The organism is Actinomadura violacea, assembly GCF_017573465.1.
GTDB lineage: Bacteria > Actinomycetota > Actinomycetes > Streptosporangiales > Streptosporangiaceae > Spirillospora > Spirillospora violacea.
Genome location: NZ_JAGEPF010000029.1, coordinates 66,516 through 84,021 on the forward strand (window position 1 = coordinate 66,516; position 17,506 = coordinate 84,021).

At 74.2% G+C, this 17,506-nt stretch carries 18 protein-coding genes; 13 read left to right on the forward strand and 5 right to left on the reverse strand.

What is annotated here, in order from left to right:
• Nucleotides 1–38: 38 nt before the first annotated feature.
• Nucleotides 39–1,616 carry an ABC-F family ATP-binding cassette domain-containing protein gene (locus J4709_RS39530; RefSeq protein WP_208249386.1) on the forward strand — a complete coding sequence of 526 codons (1,578 nt, stop codon included), beginning with the start codon at nt 39–41 and terminating at the stop codon, nt 1,614–1,616.
• A gap of 103 nt (nt 1,617–1,719) precedes the next feature.
• Complete coding sequence (locus J4709_RS39535) at nt 1,720–2,598, forward strand: alpha/beta hydrolase (protein ID WP_307801956.1); 879 nt, start codon at nt 1,720–1,722, stop codon at nt 2,596–2,598.
• Here J4709_RS39535 and J4709_RS39540 read toward each other — a convergent pair whose 3' ends face one another.
• A complete protein-coding gene (locus J4709_RS39540) occupies nt 2,599–3,528 on the reverse strand; it encodes a LysR substrate-binding domain-containing protein (RefSeq protein ID WP_208249387.1) in 930 nt (309 codons plus the stop codon).
• Between the two features lie 115 nt (nt 3,529–3,643).
• On the opposite strand from J4709_RS39540, the gene J4709_RS39545 reads away from it, so the two are divergent.
• The 8 genes from J4709_RS39545 (at nt 3,644) to J4709_RS39580 (ending at nt 10,480) form a co-directional block, all read left to right on the forward strand.
• Nucleotides 3,644–5,080 carry a 2-hydroxymuconic semialdehyde dehydrogenase gene (locus J4709_RS39545; RefSeq protein WP_208249388.1) on the forward strand — a complete coding sequence of 479 codons (1,437 nt, stop codon included), beginning with the start codon at nt 3,644–3,646 and terminating at the stop codon, nt 5,078–5,080.
• Between the two features lie 10 nt (nt 5,081–5,090).
• Nucleotides 5,091–5,906 (forward strand): 2-keto-4-pentenoate hydratase, encoded by an 816-nt coding sequence (locus tag J4709_RS39550; RefSeq protein WP_208249393.1) that lies wholly within the window; start codon nt 5,091–5,093, stop codon nt 5,904–5,906.
• Nucleotides 5,906–6,652, forward strand: coding sequence for a 2-keto-4-pentenoate hydratase (locus J4709_RS39555; RefSeq protein WP_232384751.1), 747 nt, complete (start codon nt 5,906–5,908; stop codon nt 6,650–6,652). The genes J4709_RS39550 and J4709_RS39555 overlap by 1 nt, the downstream gene beginning before the upstream one ends.
• Nucleotides 6,649–7,107 (forward strand): RidA family protein, encoded by a 459-nt coding sequence (locus tag J4709_RS39560; RefSeq protein ID WP_208249395.1) that lies wholly within the window; start codon nt 6,649–6,651, stop codon nt 7,105–7,107. The genes J4709_RS39555 and J4709_RS39560 overlap by 4 nt, the downstream gene beginning before the upstream one ends.
• A complete protein-coding gene (locus J4709_RS39565) occupies nt 7,104–7,676 on the forward strand; it encodes a 3-hydroxyanthranilate 3,4-dioxygenase (protein WP_208249396.1) in 573 nt (190 codons plus the stop codon). Before J4709_RS39560 ends, J4709_RS39565 begins: the two co-directional genes overlap by 4 nt.
• Nucleotides 7,677–7,698: 22 nt before the next feature.
• Entirely contained in the window at nt 7,699–8,775 is a 1,077-nt protein-coding gene (locus J4709_RS39570) for an amidohydrolase family protein (protein WP_208249398.1), read from the forward strand.
• Nucleotides 8,772–10,040, forward strand: a complete 1,269-nt coding sequence (gene kynU, locus J4709_RS39575; RefSeq protein WP_208249400.1) for a kynureninase — start codon at nt 8,772–8,774, stop codon at nt 10,038–10,040. The genes J4709_RS39570 and kynU overlap by 4 nt, the downstream gene beginning before the upstream one ends.
• 236 nt (nt 10,041–10,276) lie before the next feature.
• Nucleotides 10,277–10,480: a cold-shock protein gene (locus J4709_RS39580; protein ID WP_173100790.1), complete on the forward strand. Its 204-nt coding sequence runs from the start codon at nt 10,277–10,279 to the stop codon at nt 10,478–10,480.
• Nucleotides 10,481–10,636: 156 nt separating this feature from the next.
• On the opposite strand, the gene J4709_RS39585 is transcribed toward J4709_RS39580, so the two are convergent.
• Nucleotides 10,637–11,482, reverse strand: coding sequence for an SDR family NAD(P)-dependent oxidoreductase (locus tag J4709_RS39585; RefSeq protein ID WP_208249408.1), 846 nt, complete (start codon nt 11,480–11,482; stop codon nt 10,637–10,639).
• Nucleotides 11,483–11,577: 95 nt separating this feature from the next.
• Here J4709_RS39585 and J4709_RS39590 point away from each other — a divergent pair, with 95 nt between their 5' ends.
• Nucleotides 11,578–12,414, forward strand: a complete 837-nt coding sequence (locus J4709_RS39590) for a helix-turn-helix transcriptional regulator (RefSeq protein ID WP_208249410.1) — start codon at nt 11,578–11,580, stop codon at nt 12,412–12,414.
• On the opposite strand, the gene J4709_RS39595 is transcribed toward J4709_RS39590, so the two are convergent.
• A complete protein-coding gene (locus J4709_RS39595; protein ID WP_208249412.1) occupies nt 12,403–13,578 on the reverse strand; it encodes an MFS transporter in 1,176 nt (391 codons plus the stop codon). The genes J4709_RS39590 and J4709_RS39595 overlap by 12 nt on opposite strands.
• 72 nt (nt 13,579–13,650) lie before the next feature.
• Here J4709_RS39595 and J4709_RS39600 point away from each other — a divergent pair, with 72 nt between their 5' ends.
• Complete coding sequence (locus J4709_RS39600; protein WP_307801959.1) at nt 13,651–14,688, forward strand: ROK family transcriptional regulator; 1,038 nt, start codon at nt 13,651–13,653, stop codon at nt 14,686–14,688.
• A gap of 36 nt (nt 14,689–14,724) precedes the next feature.
• On the opposite strand, the gene J4709_RS39605 is transcribed toward J4709_RS39600, so the two are convergent.
• A complete protein-coding gene (locus J4709_RS39605; protein WP_208249417.1) occupies nt 14,725–15,432 on the reverse strand; it encodes a TetR/AcrR family transcriptional regulator in 708 nt (235 codons plus the stop codon).
• Nucleotides 15,429–16,652: an acyl-CoA dehydrogenase family protein gene (locus J4709_RS39610; RefSeq protein ID WP_208249427.1), complete on the reverse strand. Its 1,224-nt coding sequence runs from the start codon at nt 16,650–16,652 to the stop codon at nt 15,429–15,431. The genes J4709_RS39605 and J4709_RS39610 overlap by 4 nt, the downstream gene beginning before the upstream one ends.
• A 45-nt stretch (nt 16,653–16,697) precedes the next feature.
• Here J4709_RS39610 and J4709_RS39615 point away from each other — a divergent pair, with 45 nt between their 5' ends.
• Nucleotides 16,698–17,444 carry an SDR family oxidoreductase gene (locus J4709_RS39615; protein WP_208249429.1) on the forward strand — a complete coding sequence of 249 codons (747 nt, stop codon included), beginning with the start codon at nt 16,698–16,700 and terminating at the stop codon, nt 17,442–17,444.
• The last annotated feature ends 62 nt before the right edge of the window (nt 17,445–17,506 follow it).

The following is a 17,506-nucleotide window of genomic DNA, read 5'->3' on the forward strand; positions in this document are numbered from 1 at the left end:
AACGATCCGGTTACCCGAACACCGTACGAGGAGGGGTGATGGGACACATCGAGGTGAGCCGCCTGACGTACCTGCTGCCGGACGGCCGGGCGCTGCTGGACGACGTCTCCTTCCGCATCGGCGAGGGGGCGAAGGGCGCGCTCGTCGGCCCGAACGGCGCGGGAAAGACCACCCTGCTGCGCCTGATCGCCGGGGACGTCGCGCCGTCGGACGGGACCGTGGCGAGCACCGGCGGGCTCGGAGTGATGCGGCAGTTCATCGGCGGTGTCCGGGACGACCGGACCGTCCGCGACCTGCTGCTCTCGGTGGCGCCCGCGCCGGTCCGCGCCGCCGCCGCGGCCCTGGCGCAGGCGGAGCGCGAACTGGACGAGACCGAGGAGAGCCAGCTCGCCTACGCGCGGGCCATCGCCGACTACACCGACGCCGGCGGCTACGGCATCGAGGTCGTCTGGGACACCTGCACGACCGCCGCGCTCGGCCTGCCCTTCGACCGCGCTGAGGCGCGCGGCGTGGGCACGCTGTCGGGCGGCGAGCAGAAGCGGCTCGTCCTGGAGGCGCTGTTGCGCGGTCCCGACGAGGTGCTCCTGCTCGACGAGCCCGACAACTACCTGGACGTGCCCGGCAAGGAGTGGCTGGCGGAACGGCTGCGGGCGACGGGCAAGACCGTCCTGCTGGTCTCGCACGACCGGCGGCTGCTCGCCGACGCCGCCGACCGGATCGTCACGGTGGAGTCCCGCGACCTGTGGGTGCACGGCGGAGGGTTCGCCGGGTACGCGACGGCGCGGCGCGAGCGCACCGGACGGCTGCACGAGCGGCGCCGCCGGTGGGACGAGGAGCACGCGCGGCTGAAACGGCTGGTCCACACGCTGCGGCAGCGGGCGGCGAGCAACGACGCGGTCGCCTCGTCGTACCAGGCGGCGCGCACGCGGCTGCGCAGGTTCGAGGAGGCCGGGCCGCCGCGGAGCGCGCCGAAGGAGCAGAACGTGCGGATGCGGCTGCGCGGCGGCCGCACCGGCAAGCGCGCCCTGGTGTGCGCGTCGCTGGAGCTGACCGGCCTCGTCCGCCCCTTCGACCTGGAGGTCCGGTACGGCGAGCGGGTCGCGGTGCTCGGCTCGAACGGCTCGGGCAAGTCGACGTTCCTGCGGCTGCTCGCCGGGGCGGACGTCCCGCACCGCGGCGAGGCGCGGCTCGGCGCGCGGGTCGTCCCCGGTCACTTCGTCCAGACGCACGCGCGGCCCGACCTGCGCGACCGGACGCCCGCCGAGATCGTCATGACCGGGCACGCCCTGACCCGCAACGACGCGATGGCGGCGCTGGCCCGCTACGAGCTGGCACCCGCCGGGTCGCGGCCGTTCGAGACGCTGTCGGGCGGGCAGCAGGCGCGGCTGCAGATCCTGCTGCTGGAGCTGTCCGGCGCGACGCTCCTGCTGCTCGACGAGCCGACCGACAACCTCGACCTGGCGAGCGCCGAGGCGCTGCAGGACGGGCTCGCGTCGTACGCCGGGACCGTCCTGGCCGTCACGCACGACCGCTGGTTCGCCGCCGACTTCGACCGGTACCTGGTGTTCGGCGCGGACGGCCGGGTCGCGGAGTCGGACGAGCCGGTCTGGGCATAGCCGGACGGTGCAGGCATAGCGTGATGGTGATAGCGGGGGACGAGACGGGTATTTGATCGATCCGGGGCGCCGGCGGGAGGCTGGGGCGGACCGGGAGGGGTGGGTGGTCGTGGTCGACCTGGACGACTGGCCGGGCAGCGAACTGAGCGACGAGGAACTGGACGTCGCCTACAACGTGCGGCGCAAGGCCGGGCCGGAGCTGTTCGAGCGGCACATGGCCCGGTACCGGGCCGAGTCCGAGAGCGCCGTGGACGGGCTGCCGGGGCATCCCGGGATCGTCTACGACGAGGCGAGCGGCGAGCGGCTGGACGTGTGGGGCGTCGGCGACGACGGTCCACGGCCGGTGTTCGTGTTCCTGCACGGCGGCTACTGGATGGCGCTGTCGCGCGCGGACTCCTCGTTCATGGCGCGCACGCTCCACGAGCACGGCATCGCCACGGTCGTGCCGGACTACACGCTCGCGCCGAAGGCGACGCTGGAGGAGATCGTCCGGCAGGTGCGCGCGTCCATCGCCTGGGTGCACCGGCACGGCCGCGAGCACGGCCTCGACCCCGGGCGGATCGTCGTCGGCGGCAGTTCGGCGGGCGGCCACCTGACCGGCATGACGATGGTCGGCGGGTGGCAGGAGGAGCTCGGCCTGCCGGAGGACGTGGTGAAGGCGGCGATGCCGTTCAGCGGGCTGTTCGACATCCGCCCGATCACCCGCGTCTACGTCAACGAGTACGTGAAGCTGGACGTGGAGCGCGCGGCGGCGCTCAGCCCGGCGCTGCTGCCGCACGGGCGGCGCTGCCCGGCGGTCGTCGCGGTCGCCGAGCACGACGGCGCCGGCTTCGTCGGGCAGTCGCGGGCGTTCGCGCCGCTGTGGGGCGCGGGCGAGGCGATGGTGGTGCCGGACCGCGACCACTTCGACGTCGTCCTCGACCTCGCGGACGCGGAGTCGGCGGTCGGCCGCGCGCTGCTGGGCCTCGTCCGGTCGCTGTGATCAGGCCGCCGCGATCTTGGTGGCCTCGCGGCGCAGGTGCTCCAGCATCAGCCGGGCGGACGGCGTCGGCGCGCGGTGCGCGGGCAGCGTGACGCCGACCTGGCGGCGGACCGTCTCCAGCGGCACCGGCAGCGGCGCGATGTCGGCGTCGGTCTCGGCGACCAGCTGCGGCAGCGCGGCGATCATGTCGGTGTCGCGGACCAGCGTCCGGACGGTCAGCACCGACGTGCACTCGACCAGGTCGCCGGGCGGCTCCAGCCCGCCGGCGCGGAACACCTGCTCCAGCTCGGTGCGCAGCGCGGTCTGCTCCAGCGGCAGCACCCACGGGTAGTCGAGCAGGTCGGCGAGGGCGAGGCCGGGGCGGGACCGGGCCGGATGGCCGTGCCGGGCGACCAGCCGGATCGGCTCGCCGTACAGGGTGACCTGGCGCAGCCCGCGCAGGTCGCCGATCGGGTTGAGGCGGCCGAGGATCAGGTCGATCTCGCCGTCCAGCAGCCGCGGCACCTGCGCGTCGAAGGTGGCCTCCTGGACGATCACGGTGATGCCGGGGCGGTCCCGCTTGAGCGCCGCGATTGCGCGCGGCAGCAGCACGTTCGAGCCGGCGAGCAGGGTGCCGATGGTGACGGTGCCGACCTCGCCGTCGGCGAGCCCGGTGATCCGCTCGCCGGCCCGGCGCAGCTCGGCCAGCACGGCGCGGGCGTGCTCGACGAACGCGTCGCCGAACATCGTCGGCGTCACGCCGCGCGGGCCGCGGGTGAACAGCTCGACGCCGAGGATGTGCTCGACCTCGCGCAGGCTGCGCGTCACCGCGGGCTGCGCGAGCCGCAGGTGCTCGGCGGCGCGCAGCACGCTGCCCTGGTCGGCGATGGCCACGACGAGGACCAGGTGCCGCAGCTTGAGCCGCCCGTTGAGCAGGTCGATCGCACGCATACCGCTTTGATATCACAGCATCGTGATAGCTCTGCGGATCTTTGGTATTTGCATGGCATAGCTCTTCGGGCGGAGGATCGCACCGTCAGGGCAGATCGGGTCGTGGAGGAGCGGAATGAAGGCTGAGCACTACGTCGGCGGGGTGTTCCGTTCGGACGGACCGGCCTTCCCGCTGTTCTCGCCCGCCGACGGCGCGGAGATCGGCGGCGTCCCGGAGGCGCCGCGCGAGGTCGTGGACGACGCGGTCGCCGCGGCGCGCGAGGCCGTGCGCGGGCCGTGGGGGACCAGCGGCGTCGAGGAGCGGGCGGCCGCGATGCGGCGGATCGCCGACGGGATCCAGGCGCGGTTCGAGGAGTTCGTGGACGCCGAGGTCGCCGACACCGGACGTCCCCGCGCGTTCGCCGAGACCGTGGACGTGCCCCGCGCCATCGGCAACTTCCGCGCCTACGCCGACCTGCTGTACGGCCGGCCCGAGCGCGCCTACACCACGCAGGTGCCGGGCTGGAGCACCGGCGGCGGGCAGGCCCTCAACTACACGGTGCGGCGCCCGCTCGGCGTCGTCGCGATCATCTCGCCGTGGAACCTGCCGCTGCTGCTGATGACCTGGAAGGTCGCGCCGGCGCTCGCCGCCGGGAACGCGGTCGTCGTCAAGCCGTCGGAGGAGACCCCGTCCACCGCGACGCTGCTCGCCCAGGTCATCGACCAGGCGGGGCTGCCGTCCGGCGCGTTCAACCTCGTGCACGGGCACGGCCCCGGCGCGGCCGGCGAGTTCCTCACCGGGCACCCTGGCGTCGACGCCATCGCGTTCACCGGCGAGTCCGCGACCGGCTCGGCGATCATGCGCAACGCCGCCGACCACATCACGCCGGTCTCGTTCGAGCTGGGCGGCAAGAACCCGGCGCTGGTGTTCGCCGACGCCGACCTCGACGCCGCCGTCGACGGCACGGTCCGCTCGTCGTTCACCCACTCCGGGCAGATCTGCCTGTGCACCGAGCGCGTCTACGTCGAGCGCCCGATCTTCGACGAGTTCGTCGAGCGGCTCGGCGCGCGTGCGAGGGAACTCGCGGACTACGGGCCGATGATCTCCGCCGCGCACCGCGACAAGGTGCTGTCGTACTACCGGCTCGCCCGCGAGGAGGGCGCCACCGTCGTCGCAGGCGGCGGCGCGCCGTCGTTCGGCGACGACCGGGACGGCGGCTTCCACGTCGAGCCGACCGTCCTCACCGGGCTGCCCGAGACGGCCCGGACCGTCCGCGAGGAGATCTTCGGGCCGGTCTGCCACGTCGCGCCGTTCGACACCGAGGACGAGGCGCTCCGGCTCGCCAACGACAGCCCCTACGGCCTCGCCTCCACCGTGTGGACCCGCGACCTGTCCAGGGCGCACCGGGTCGCGCCGCAGGTGGAGACCGGGATCGTGTGGGTGAACTGCTGGAACCTGCGCGACCTGCGCACCCCGTTCGGCGGCGTCAAGGCGTCCGGGATCGGCCGCGAAGGGGGAGAGTACTCACTGGACTTCTTCTCCGAGCCCGTCAACGTCTGCATCCAGATCTGAGAGCGAGCCAGTGAGCGAACCGACCAACGACAACACGGCGAGCGCCGCGTCGATCGACGCGGCGGCCGAGCGGCTGCTCGGCGCCTACGCCTCCGGCGTCCCCTGCGAGCCCGTCCGCGACCTCATCACGGCCGCCGGCGACGCCTACGCCGTCCAGAACCGGATGACCGAGAAGTGGCTGGGGGAGGGGCGGCGGCTGTCCGGCCGCAAGATCGGCCTGACGTCCCGCGCCGTCCAGGAGCAGATGCGCGTCGACAGCCCCGACTTCGGGATGCTGTACGCCGACATGGCCGTCCCGGACGGCGACGAGATCCCGGCCGGCGCCGTCCTGCAGCCGCGCGTCGAGGCGGAGGTCGCGCTCGTCCTGGAGCACGACCTGACGCACGAGCGGCACACCGTCGCCGACCTCATCCGCGCCACCGCGTTCGCGCTCCCGGCGATCGAGATCGTCGGCAGCCGCATCCGCGACTGGGACATCACCCTCGCCGACACCGTCGCCGACAACGCCTCGTCCGGCATGTACGCGCTCGGCAACAGGCCCGTCCGGCTCGAGGACGTCGACCTGCGCCTCTGCGGGATGGTCATCGAGCGGCGCGGCGAGCAGCTGTCCAGCGGCACCGGCGCCGCCTGCCTCGGCCACCCGCTGAACGCCGCGCTGTGGCTCGCCGACACCCTCGCCCGCGTCGGCCGCCCGCTGCGCGCCGGCGACACGGTGCTGACCGGCGCGCTCGGCCCGGTCGTGCCCGCCGCGCCCGGCGACGTGTTCGAAGCCCGCATCGACGGCCTCGGCGACGTCCGCGTCGCCTTCGGCAAGGAGGTTTCCTGATGGTGGACGTGCAGGCGCTCGCCGCGACGCTGGACGGCGCCGTCCGGGACGTCCGCGCGGTCCCGAAGCTCACCGACGCGGAGCCGTTCGACGTGCCGACCGCGTACGCGGTGCAGCGCGAGCTGATCGAGCACCGGATCCGGCGCGGGGAGCGGTTCTCCGGCGTCAAGATGGGCTTCACCAGCCGCGCGAAGATGGTCCAGATGGGCGTCGACGACGTCATCTGGGGCCTGCTCACCGACGGGATGCAGGCCGGGGAGACGGCGGACCTGTCGAACCTCATCCATCCGCGGATCGAGCCGGAGATCGTGTACCTGATCGGCCGCGAGGTCCGCTCGGTCGCCGAGGTCGAGTCGGCCGTGGCGGGCGTCGCCGTCGGGTTCGAGATCCTCGACTCCCGCTACGAGGACTTCAAGTTCACGCTCCCGGACGTGATCGCCGACAACGCCTCCGCCGCCCGCTACGGCTTCGGTGCCTGGCACGAGCCGCGCGACCTGTCCAACGCCGGGCTGCTCATGGAGATCGACGGGCGGCCGGTGCAGACCGGGTCGTCCGCAGCGATCCTCGGCGACCCGGCCCGGTCGCTGCGCGCCGCCGCCCGGCTCGCGCTCGGCGCCGGGATGACCCTCGAACCGGGCTGGGTGGTGCTCGCGGGCGCCGCGACGGCCGCCGTCCCGCTGCCCAAGGACGCGCACGTCCGCGTCACCGGCGCCGGCCTCGGCAGCGCGGAGGTGACGACCCGGTGAGCGACGCGATCCTCGTCGAGGGCAAGGCCAGGCCGCGCGGACGGTTCCCGCACGTGAAGCGGGCCGGCGACCTCGTGTTCGTGTCCGGCACCAGCTCGCGGCGGCCCGACGGCACGTTCGCCGGCGCGAGCGCCGACCCGATGGGCGTCACCGACCTCGACATCCGCGAGCAGACCCGCGCCGTCATCGAGAACATCGGCGACCTGCTGGAGGCCGCCGGGGGAGCGCTGTCCGACGTCGTCAGCGTCACCACCTACCTGGTGAACATGAACGACTTCGGCGGCTACAACGAGGTCTACGGCGAGTACTTCGACGAGACCGGCCCGGCCCGCACCACCGTCGCGGTCCACCAGCTTCCGCACCCGCACCTGCTCATCGAGATCTCGTGCATCGCCCACATCCCGGCCGCGTCCTCCACCGGCGCGTCCACTACCGGCGAGGAGGCCGGAACATGACCCTGCCGCAGCTGACCTTCGGGCGCCCGTTCAACTTCCAGGCGTGGATCGACGAGCACCGCGACCTGCTCAAGCCGCCCGTCGGGAACGTCCAGGTGTTCGAGGAGGCCGGGCTGATCGTCATGGTGGTCGGCGGCCCGAACCAGCGCACCGACTTCCACGACGACCCGACCGAGGAGTTCTTCTACCAGCTCAAGGGCAACATGGTCCTGCGGGTCATGGAGGAGGAGGGCAAGCCGCCGACGGACCTGCAGATCAACGAGGGCGACGTGTTCCTGCTGCCGCCGCACGTGCGGCACTCCCCGCAGCGGCCCGAGGAGGGCTCGATCGGCCTGGTGGTGGAGATCCCGCGGCCGGAGGGGCTCACGGAGGCGTTCGAGTGGTACTGCACCGAGTGCCACCACCTCGTGCACCGCGCCGAACTCCAGGTCCGCTCGATCGTGGACGACCTCCCGCCCGCCTTCGAGGGCTTCTACGGCGGCGACCGCGAATGCCCGAACTGCGGCGCCGTCCACCCGGGCCGGCAATGGCCCGCCAGCATGGTCCCGACGACGGCGCCCCGCGCCTGACCCCCCGCCCGACGGAGCTCCAGTGACAGTCATCGACGTCCACGCCCATGTCTTCCCGCGGCTCGGCCGCGCCGAGGGCCGCACGCTCAGCGACCGGGACGAGCCGTGGCTGCGCGTCCACGGCGACGGCACCGGCATGATGATGAGCGGCGACCGCGAGTACCGCCCCGTCGAGGAGGGCCTGTGGGACCCGGCGCGGCGGGTGGCCGACATGGACGCCGCCGGCGTCGGCGTCCAGGCCGTCTCGTCGACCCCGCTGATGTTCGGGTACGCGGCCGAGCCGGCCCGCGCCGCCGACTGGTGCGACCTGGTCAACGACCGCATCCTCGGCTACTGCGCGGACGCTCCGGACCGGCTGCTGCCGCTGTGCCAGGTCCCGCTGCAGGACCCGGCGCTGGCCTGCGAGGTCGCGACGCGCGCTGCGGCGGCCGGGCACCGCGGCGTGCACATCGGCAACCACGTCGGCGACCGCAACCTGGACGACCCCGGCATCGTCGCGTTCCTCGCGCACTGCGCCCGGATCGGCCTGCCCGTGCTCGCCCACCCGTGGGACATGCTCGGCGCCGACCGGATGCAGGGCCACATGCTGCCGTGGCTGTCCGGGATGCCCGCCGAGACGCAGCTGAGCATCCTCGGGCTGATGCTGTCCGGCGCGTTCGAGCGGATCCCCGAGTCGCTGCGGCTGTGCTTCTGCCACGGCGGCGGCAGCCTCGCGTTCACGCTCGGACGCGCCGACAACGCCTGGCACCGGCGCGACATCGTCCGCGCCGACTCGCCGCGCCCGCCGTCGGAGTACACCGACCGCTTCTACGTCGACTCGGCCGTGTTCGATCCGCGCGCGCTCCGGCTGCTCGTCGAGGTGATGGGCGCCGACCGGGTCATGCTCGGCACCGACTACCCGTTCCCGCTGGGCGAGCAGGAGCCCGGCGCGACGATCCGGGCCTGCCCCGGCCTGGACGACGCCGACCGCGCCCGGCTGCTCGGCGGCAACGCGGAGGAGTTCTTCGCGCCCCCCGGCGACGCCGGAGCCGAAGCCGCCGATGTCGCCGTCGCCGGCACCACCGTCGCCGACACGGCCGTCGCGGGGAGCGCGTCATGAGCGCGGAGCGCGAAGCCGCGGAGCGCGAGGCGCTGCGGCTGGACGAGACCGACCCGCTGCCCTCGCTGCGCGGCGAGTTCCTCATCCCGCCCGCGCCCGGCGGGGCGCACCCCGAGGCGGCCTACTTCGCCGGCAACTCGCTCGGCCTCCAGCCGAAGGCCGTCGCCGGCCGCCTGCGCGAGGAGCTCGACGACTGGGCGCGGCTCGCCGTCGAGGGCCACACCCAGGCCCGCCGCCCGTGGGTCGACTACCACGAGCTGCTCCGCGAGCCCGCCGCCCGCCTCGTCGGCGCCCTGCCGCACGAGGTCGTCGCGATGAACTCGCTGACGGTCAACCTGCACCTGATGATGGCGAGCTTCTACCGCCCGTCCGGGGACCGCACCCGCATCGTCATTGAGGACTCGGCGTTCCCGTCCGACTCCTACGCGGTCGCCAGCCAGGCCGTCCACCACGGGCTCGACCCGGTGGACACGGTCGTGCGGCTGGCGCCCCGGCCCGGCGAGGACAACCTGCGCACCGAGGACGTCCTGGCGTTCCTCGAACGCGAGGGCGGCACGGTCGCGCTGCTGATGCTCGGCGGCGTCAACTACCTGACCGGCCAGCTCATGGACATGGCCGCGATCACCAAGGCGGGCCGCGCCGCCGGCGCCGTCGTCGGCTGGGACCTGGCGCACGCCGCCGGGAACGTCCCGCTGCGGCTGCACGACTGGGACGTCGACTTCGCCGCCTGGTGCACCTACAAGTACCTCAACAGCGGGCCCGGCGCGGTCGCCGGCTGCTTCGTGCACGAGCGGCACACCGCCGACCCGTCGGTGCCGAAGCTGTCGGGCTGGTGGGGGACCGAGCCGTCCGTCCGGTTCCGGATGGAGCCCGACATCGCGCCGCCCGCGTCCGCCGACGCCTGGCAGCTGTCCAACCCGCCGATCCTCGCGCTCGCCCCGGTGCTGGCCTCCCTGGAGATCTTCGACCGGGTCGGGATGGAGGCGCTGCGGGCCCGCAGCGAGCGGCTCACCGGCTACCTCGCGGCGCGGCTCGCCCCGCTGCGCGGCGCCCAGGTGATCACCCCGGACGATCCGGCGGCGCGCGGCAGCCAGCTGTCGCTGCGGGTCGGCGACGCCGGGGAGCTGGTGCGGCGGCTGGCGGAGACGCACGGCGTGCTCGCCGACGCGCGCGAGCCGGACGTCGTGCGGCTCGCCCCCGTACCGCTGTACTGCACGTTCCACGACTGCCACCGCGCCGCCGAAGCACTCGATGATCTGACTTAGGTGTGTCGGGGTTCCGGCCGGGCCGCCATGGGGTAGGTTCGTTGCTGTCGCCGCGGCCGGCCAGGCGCGGCGGCCAGCCAGGCAGTCTCGAACGTTTGCTCTACGAAACGCCCGTAGAAGTTCAAGACGACGGGCGTTCTCCGTTTCTCCGGGTGACCGGCGGACGTGAGATGAGTCCGCTTGCAGCCCGGTCCGCCGCCCGGCGGGCCGGTAGGTCGTACCCAAAGGAGAAGGACATGGCCGAAGGCACCGTGAAGTGGTTCAACGCCGAAAAGGGCTTCGGGTTCATCGCGCCCGACGGCGGCGGCCCGGACGTGTTCGTCCACTACTCGGCGATCAGCACCAGCGGCTACCGCAGCCTGGACGAGAACCAGCGCGTCGGCTTCGAGATCACCCAGGGCCAGAAGGGCCCGCAGGCCGAGGGCGTCTACCCGCTGTAACTCCGCAATCCCGGCCCAGGGGGCTCGCCTAGGGCTCGCCCCCTGACCGTGCTTGTGCGAGCGCGGCATCGCTTCGCGATCTTCCCGGGGAGGCTCGCCTCCGGCGTCGCCTCCCCGGTCAGGTCACGCGCTCGCGCGGTGGTTCAGGCGGCCGCCTCAGGCGTTGTAGGTGGCGGCGCTGATGCCCACCGTTCGCAGGAGCAGGCCGTCGCGGGTGTGGTCGGGCAGTTTCGCCAGCGCGGCCATCATCCGGGCGTCGCGGCCGACCAGGTAGCGCGCCTTCGGGCGGCGCGCCGCGAGCGCCTTGACGATCGTCCGCACGGCCGAGTCGACCGGTCCCGGTTTGGCGCGGGCGTTGAACTCGCCCATCTTCGCGGTGACCCCTTCGTAGAGCCGCTGGGCGTCCGCGTCGCCGCGCCATCCGGCCGCCCGCCGCGAGGCGCCGGACTTGTCGAAGATCGCGGTGTCCAGCAGCCCGGGCTCGATCACGCAGACCTTCACCCCCAGCGGGCGCATCTCCACCCGCAGCGCCTCGGTGACCGAGGCCAGCGCCGCCTTCGACGCGGCGATCGGCCCGAACGCGGGCCCGCTCATCCGGGAGCTCACGGCGCCGATGTTGACGACCCGCCCCTGCGCGGCGCGCAGCAGCGGCAGCACCGCCTGGGTCATCGCGATCTGGCCGACCACGTTGACGTCGAACTGCCGCCGCCAGTCCTCCAGCGGCACCAGCTCGACCGGGCCCTCGACGATGACGCCGGCGTTGTTGACCAGCGCGTCCAGCCGCCCGCCGGTGCGCGCGGCGATCTCCTTGGCGGCGGCCTCGACGGTCTCCTCGTCGATCAGGTCGATGGTGAGGGCATGGACTCCGGCGGGCAGCCGGTCGGCGTCGGACGCCCGCCGGATCCCGGCGTAGACGTCCCAGCCCAGTCCGGACAGCCGTTGGACGGCCGCGCTCCCAACGCCGCCGGCCGCCCCGGTGATCAGTACGGTTCGAGTGCTCATGGGGCCGATGCTGGGTCCCCTGGCCGAGCCGGACAAGACTACTGTTAACGCTATTAACGCGGCTAACAGGCCAACGCGAAGCGAGGCGACCGGTCGTGCCCGCACCGACCGCCGACGCACGCCGCCGGGAACTCGGCGACTTCCTGCGGTCCCGGCGCGGCCGGGTGACGCCGCAGGAGGCGGGCATCGTGCCGGGCCCGCGCCGCCGGACGCCCGGGCTGCGGCGCGAGGAGGTCGCGGCGGCGGCCGGCGTCAGCCTCACCTGGTACACGTGGCTGGAGCAGGGCCGCGTCAACGGGGTGTCGCGGCAGGTCCTCGACAGCCTCGCCCGCGCGCTGCGGCTCGGTGACGCCGAGCACCGGCACCTGCTGGAGCTGGCCGGCGAGCCCGCCGCCGAGCCGCCGGGTCCGGCGACGGTGACGCGCGAGGTCCGCGACCTGCTCGCGATGGTGGAGCCGAACCTCGCCCACGTGGTGACGCGCCGCTTCGACCTCGTGGCCTGGAACGCCCCGGTGGACGCGCTGCTGCGCACCATGCCGGAGCGGCCGTCCGGCGAGGATCTCAACGTCGTGTGGCTGATGTTCCACAGCGCCTGGATGCGCGAGCGGTTCGCCGACTGGGAGGCCGAGGCCCGCTGGCTGACGGCGCTGCTGCGCAACGAGGCCGGGCGGCAGCTCGGCAATCCCGGCTTCCAGCGGCTCGTGGCGCGGCTGACCGCGACCAGCCCGCGGTTCCGCGCGTTCTGGGAGTCGCACGACATCACCCCGTTCACCCCGTCCGAGCGGCGGTTCCGCCATCCGGACCTCGGCGTGGTCACGCTCCGCTACATGAAGATCAACGTGGAGAACGATCCGGACCAGAGCGTCCTGGTGCACTACGCGCAGCCCGGGTCGCCGGCCGCCGAGGCCCTCGCGCGCCTCTCACGCGCGTAGCTCCCGGACGGGCGGCTCGGCGGCCTCGGGCACCCGCGCGGGACGCGGGCGCAGCGCGCCCGCCAGCAGGATGGTCGGCGCGCAGATGCAGGTGATCAGCGCGAACGCGGCCGGGTACGACAGCGCGCCCGCCGCCCAGCCGGTCACCGCCGGCGCGGTCAGCCCGGACAGGTAGGTGATCGTCGCGACGCCCGCGACGCCCTCGCCGGGCGTCTGCCCGGCGTTCCCGGCCGCCGCGAACACCAGCGGCACGACGGTCGCGACCCCGGCGCCGATCAGCGCGAACCCGATGATGCCGGGCACGGCGCCGCGCGCCGCCACGACCAGCGCGCCGCCGAGCACGGCGACCGTGCCGCCGCAGCGCACGACCGCCGCGGCGCCGAACCGGCGGACGAGGCGGTCCCCGGCGAGCCGCGTCCCGGCCATGCAGGACATGAAGACGGTGTAGCTGGCGGCGGCGAGCCCGGGGCCGGCGTCCGCGACCTTCGTGAGGTAGACGGCCGACCAGTCGGCGCTCGCGCCCTCGGCGAACGTCGCGCAGAACCCGACGACGCCGATCGCCGCGATCGCCCGGTTCGGCAGCGCGAACCGGCGCGGCGGCGGGGCGTCCGCGTCCGCCTGGTCGGGGAGGAGGCCGCGGCCCGCGACGGCGCCGGCCGCGAGCAGGACGAGCGCGACCGCCCCGAGGTGCAGCCGGGCGTCCATCCCGGCGTGCGCGGCGAGGATGCCGGCGCCGCCGGCGGCGAGGCTCCCGACGGCCCACAGCCCGTGCAGCCCGGACATGATCGGGCGCTTCAGGTGCCGTTCCACCGACACGGCGTGCCCGTTCATCACCACGTCCGACATCCCGGCGCCCATCCCGTACAGCAGCATCGCGGCGAACAGCCAGCCGGGCGCGGGCGCCAGCGCGGGCAGCGCGAGGACCGCCGCCCAGTACGCGATGAGCAGGCGCGTGGCGGTGCGCTCGCCGATGCGGTGCGCGATGCGGCTAGCGGTCGGCATCGTCGCGAACGCGCCGATGGACGGGCAGAGCAGCGCGAGCCCGAGGACGCCGGCGCCGAGGCCGAGGCGGTCCTGGATCCAGGGGATGCGGGTGGCGAGGGTGCCCGCGACGGCGCCGTGCACGGCGAAGACTGCGGCGATGGCGCGGTGGTGGCGGTTCATGCCGGAAAAACTAACAGGCAGGCTTCCTGATGAAAAGCGACGCAAGCCGCCGCCCTGGCTAGCATGGGCCGCGTGAAGACCGCCGACCCGACGATGGCCCGCGCGATCAACGACCGGCTCGCCCTCGACCTGCTGCTGGAACGCGGCCCGCTGACCGCCCCGCAGCTGCGCGCGCTGACCGGGCTTTCCCGGCCGACGGTGTCGGACCTGGTCGAGCGGCTTCGCGCGGACGGGCTGATCGAGGTGGCCGGGGAGACCGGCGCCGACCGGCGCGGGCCGAACGCCCGGCTCTACGGCCTGGTCGCCGGCCGCGCCCACGTCGCCGGGGTCGACCTGCGCCGCGACGCGGTGCACGTCACGGTCGCCGACCTCGCCGGGGAGCCCGCCGGGACCGTCTCGCGGCCGCTGCCCGGCGCGCCGGACCTGCCCGCCGTGGTCGCCGCGGCGGTCGCCGAGGCCGCCGGCGGCATCGTCCTGCACGCCCTGGTGGTCGGCACCCCGGGCCTGATCCACCCGGGCACCGGCCTCGTCACCGACGGCGACATGCCGGGGTGGCGCCCCGACCTGCTCCAGGCGCTCCAGAGCCGGACGACCGCGCGCGTCGTCGTGGAGAACGAGGTCAACCTCGCGGCCGTCGCCGAGCACCGCGACGGCGCCGCGGCGGGCCACGCCGACTTCGCGCTGCTGTGGCTCGACGACGGCGTCGGCGCCGCCATCGTGCTGGACGGGCGGCTGCGGCGCGGCGCGTCCGGCGGCGCCGGCGAGGTCGGGATGCTCAGGTTCGGCGACCGCGCCTTCTGCCAGCTGATGGACGTCGCGTCCGCCGGGCACCTGGACGCCGGGGCGCTCGCGGACCGGGTCGTCGAGGGCGTGTTCACGCTCGTCGCCGTCCTGGACCCGGGCCTGGTCGTGCTCGGCGGCGCGCTCGGCCGCGGCGGCGGCGACCGCCTCGCCGGGCTGGTCGCCGAGCGGCTCGCGGCGCTCACGCCGGCCGCCACGCTGGTGCGGCCCGCGGCGCACGAGGCCGACGCGGTGCTGCGCGGCGCCGTCCTGACCGCGCTCGACCTGGCCCGCGACGACGTCTTCGGCCGCCCTGTCGCCGCGGGCTGACCGCCGCGTCCCGTCCGTCCGGCCGCCGGTCCGCCGTCAGTCGCGGGGCAGCCGCTCGCCGGTCCGCAGCCGGTCCAGGCCGAGCCAGATGAACTCCAGCGCCATCTGCTCGGCACGGTCGCGCGGGGTGTCGGGATGCTCCAGCCACCACGACACCATCGACAGCATCGACCCGTACATCAGCGGGACGAGCAGCCGCGCCCGCCGCTCGTTCACCGCGAGGGCGGCGGACGACAGCTCCGGGTCGGCGCGGCGGCGGCGCAGCAGCAGGTCGGCGAACGCGGTGCCGAGCCGGTCGCGCAGCTCCCGCAACTCCAGCCCGACCTCCGGCTTGTCGAGGTGCCGGACCACCAGCGACCACGCGTCCGGCTCCTCGGTGGCGTAGTCGAACAGCACCCGGATCATCGCCCGGATGCCGCCCGCCGTGCCGTGCGCGGCGGGCACCGCCTCGTTCAGCCGGCCGGTCAGCTCGGTGACGATCGCCTCCGTCACCTCGGCGAACAGCTCCTCCTTGGACGCGAAGTGCTGGTACAGCAGCGCCTTGGAGACCTGCGCCGCCGCGGCGACGTGCTCCATCTGCGTCAGGTGGTAGCCGCGCCGGCCGAACTCGGCCAGCGCGACCTGGAGCAGCTGCTCGCGCCGCCGGGCGTACGGCATCCGCCGCCGCACGCCCGGCCGCGCCGGCGCGGTCTCCGGCGACGGCCGGGCCCCCGGCGCCGCGGCGTCCCCCGTGGAACCCGTCATTTACCGAGGTACCTGCCCAGTTCGGCACGCGCGACGGACCGCACGTGCACCTCGTCCGGCCCGTCGGCGAGGCGCAGGGTGCGCAGGCCCGCCCACATCGCGGCGAGCGGGGTGTCGTCGCTGACGCCCGCGCCGCCGTGCACCTGGATCGCCCGGTCGACGACGTCCAGCGCGACCCGCGGCGCGATCACCTTGATCGCCGCGACCTCGGACCGCGCGGCCTGCACGCCGTGCTTGTCGATCAGCCACGCGGTCTTGAGGGTGAGCAGCCGGGCCTGCTCGATCGCCATCCGCGACTCGGCGATCTGCTCGCGGACGACGCCCTGCTTGGCGAGCGGCCCGCCGAAGGCCACCCGCGACACCGCGCGCTCGCACATCAGCTCCAGCGCCCGCTCGGCCATCCCGATCGCGCGCATGCAGTGGTGGATGCGGCCGGGCCCGAGCCGCGCCTGCGCGATCGCGAAGCCGCCGCCCTCCTCGCCGACGAGGTTCTCCACCGGGACGCGGACGTCGGTGAAGGTGATCTCGCAGTGGCCGTGCTGGTCCTGGTAGCCGAACACGGGCAGCGGCCGGACGACCTCGACGCCGGGCGCGTCCAGCGGCACCAGCACCATCGACTGCTGCCGGTAGGGGTGGCCCTCGGGGTCGGTCTTGCCCATCACGATCATGATCTTGCAGCGCGGGTCGGCGGAGCCGCTGATCCACCACTTGCGGCCGTTGATCACGTAGTGGTCGCCGTCGCGCTCGATCCGGGTGGAGATGTTGGTGGCGTCCGAGCTCGCCACGTCCGGCTCCGTCATCGCGAACGCGCTGCGGATCTCGCCGTCCAGCAGCGGCTTCAGCCACCGCTCCTTCTGCTCGGGCGTCCCGAACAGGTGCAGGACCTCCATGTTGCCGGTGTCGGGCGCCGCGCAGTTGGTCGCCTCGGGCGCGAGGCTGGGGGAGCGCCCGGTGATCTCGGCGAGGGAGGCGTAGTCGGTGACGCTCAGGCCGTGTGCGGGGTCCTCGCTGCCGGGTAGGAACAGGTTCCAGAGGCCGCGCTTGCGCGCCTCGACCTTGAGGTCCTCGACGACCTGCGGGACGTGGTGCTCGCGGCCCTGCGCGCGCAGCTCCGCCCGCTGCGCGGCGTAGACCGGCTCCGCCGGGTAGACGTGGGAGTCCATGAAGTCCTGGAGGCGGCCGAGGTGCTCCTGGGCCCGCTCGCTCAAACCGAAGTCCATTCCGCTAGAGTAACTGACGAGTCAGTTACTTGGGAGGGAGTCCCCATGGCAGCCTTCGACGGCACCGGCAAGGTCGCGCTGATCACGGGCGGATCCAACGGCATCGGCGCGGCGGTCGCGCGCCGGCTGGCCCGCGAAGGCGCCCGGGTCGTGCTCGCCGACGTCGACACCGACGCCGGCGCCGCGCTCGCCAAGGAGCTGGACGGCGCGTTCGTCCGCTGCGACGTCCGCGAGCCCGCCGACAGCGAGGCCGCCGTCGCCACCGCCGTCGAGCGCTTCGGCGGCCTCGACGTGGCGTTCCTCAACGCCGGCATCGCCGGCGGCGGCGACCTCGGCGAGGACTTCGACCCCGCCGTCTACCGCCGCGCCATGGGCATCAACCTCGACGGCGTCGTCTACGGCGTGCACGCCGCGCTGCCCGCGATCCGCAACCGCGGCGGCGGGAACATCGTCGCGACCGCCAGCATGGCCGCGCTCACCGCGACGCCCTTCGACCCCGTCTACGGCGCCAACAAGGCCGCGGTCGTCGGCCTCGTCCGCGCGCTCGGCCCCACCTACCTGCCCGAGGGCATCCGCGTGAACGCGCTGTGCCCGTCGTTCGCCGACACCGCGATCCTCGGCGGGATGAAGGAGCACCTCCAGGAGAGCGGCTTCCCGATCCTCGAGGTGAACGACGTCGTCGAGGCGTTCATGCGGATCCTGGAGGCCGACGGCGCCGGCGAGGCCTGGTACGTCGTGCCCGGCCGCGAGTCCGAGCCGTTCAAGTTCCGCGGCGTCCCCGGCCCCCGCTGAGCCCCGGCCCGCACGCACCGAACAGCCCTGCCCGCACCGAACAGCCCTGCCCGCACCGAACA

What these genes read in the sequence shown, in the direction of transcription:
- J4709_RS39595 (WP_208249412.1), bottom strand. Translation starts at nt 13,578, where the DNA reads ATGAACCGCCACCACCGCGCCATCGCCGCAGTCTTCGCCGTGCACGGC.
- J4709_RS39605 (WP_208249417.1), bottom strand. Translation starts at nt 15,432, where the DNA reads ATGACGGGTTCCACGGGGGACGCCGCGGCGCCGGGGGCCCGGCCGTCG.
- J4709_RS39540 (WP_208249387.1), bottom strand. Translation starts at nt 3,528, where the DNA reads ATGCGTGCGATCGACCTGCTCAACGGGCGGCTCAAGCTGCGGCACCTG.
- J4709_RS39565 (WP_208249396.1), top strand. Translation starts at nt 7,104, where the DNA reads ATGACCCTGCCGCAGCTGACCTTCGGGCGCCCGTTCAACTTCCAGGCG.
- kynU (WP_208249400.1), top strand. Translation starts at nt 8,772, where the DNA reads ATGAGCGCGGAGCGCGAAGCCGCGGAGCGCGAGGCGCTGCGGCTGGAC.
- J4709_RS39530 (WP_208249386.1), top strand. Translation starts at nt 39, where the DNA reads ATGGGACACATCGAGGTGAGCCGCCTGACGTACCTGCTGCCGGACGGC.
- J4709_RS39615 (WP_208249429.1), top strand. Translation starts at nt 16,698, where the DNA reads ATGGCAGCCTTCGACGGCACCGGCAAGGTCGCGCTGATCACGGGCGGA.
- J4709_RS39555 (WP_232384751.1), top strand. Translation starts at nt 5,906, where the DNA reads ATGGTGGACGTGCAGGCGCTCGCCGCGACGCTGGACGGCGCCGTCCGG.
- J4709_RS39545 (WP_208249388.1), top strand. Translation starts at nt 3,644, where the DNA reads ATGAAGGCTGAGCACTACGTCGGCGGGGTGTTCCGTTCGGACGGACCG.
- J4709_RS39610 (WP_208249427.1), bottom strand. Translation starts at nt 16,652, where the DNA reads ATGGACTTCGGTTTGAGCGAGCGGGCCCAGGAGCACCTCGGCCGCCTC.
- J4709_RS39580 (WP_173100790.1), top strand. Translation starts at nt 10,277, where the DNA reads ATGGCCGAAGGCACCGTGAAGTGGTTCAACGCCGAAAAGGGCTTCGGG.
- J4709_RS39585 (WP_208249408.1), bottom strand. Translation starts at nt 11,482, where the DNA reads ATGAGCACTCGAACCGTACTGATCACCGGGGCGGCCGGCGGCGTTGGG.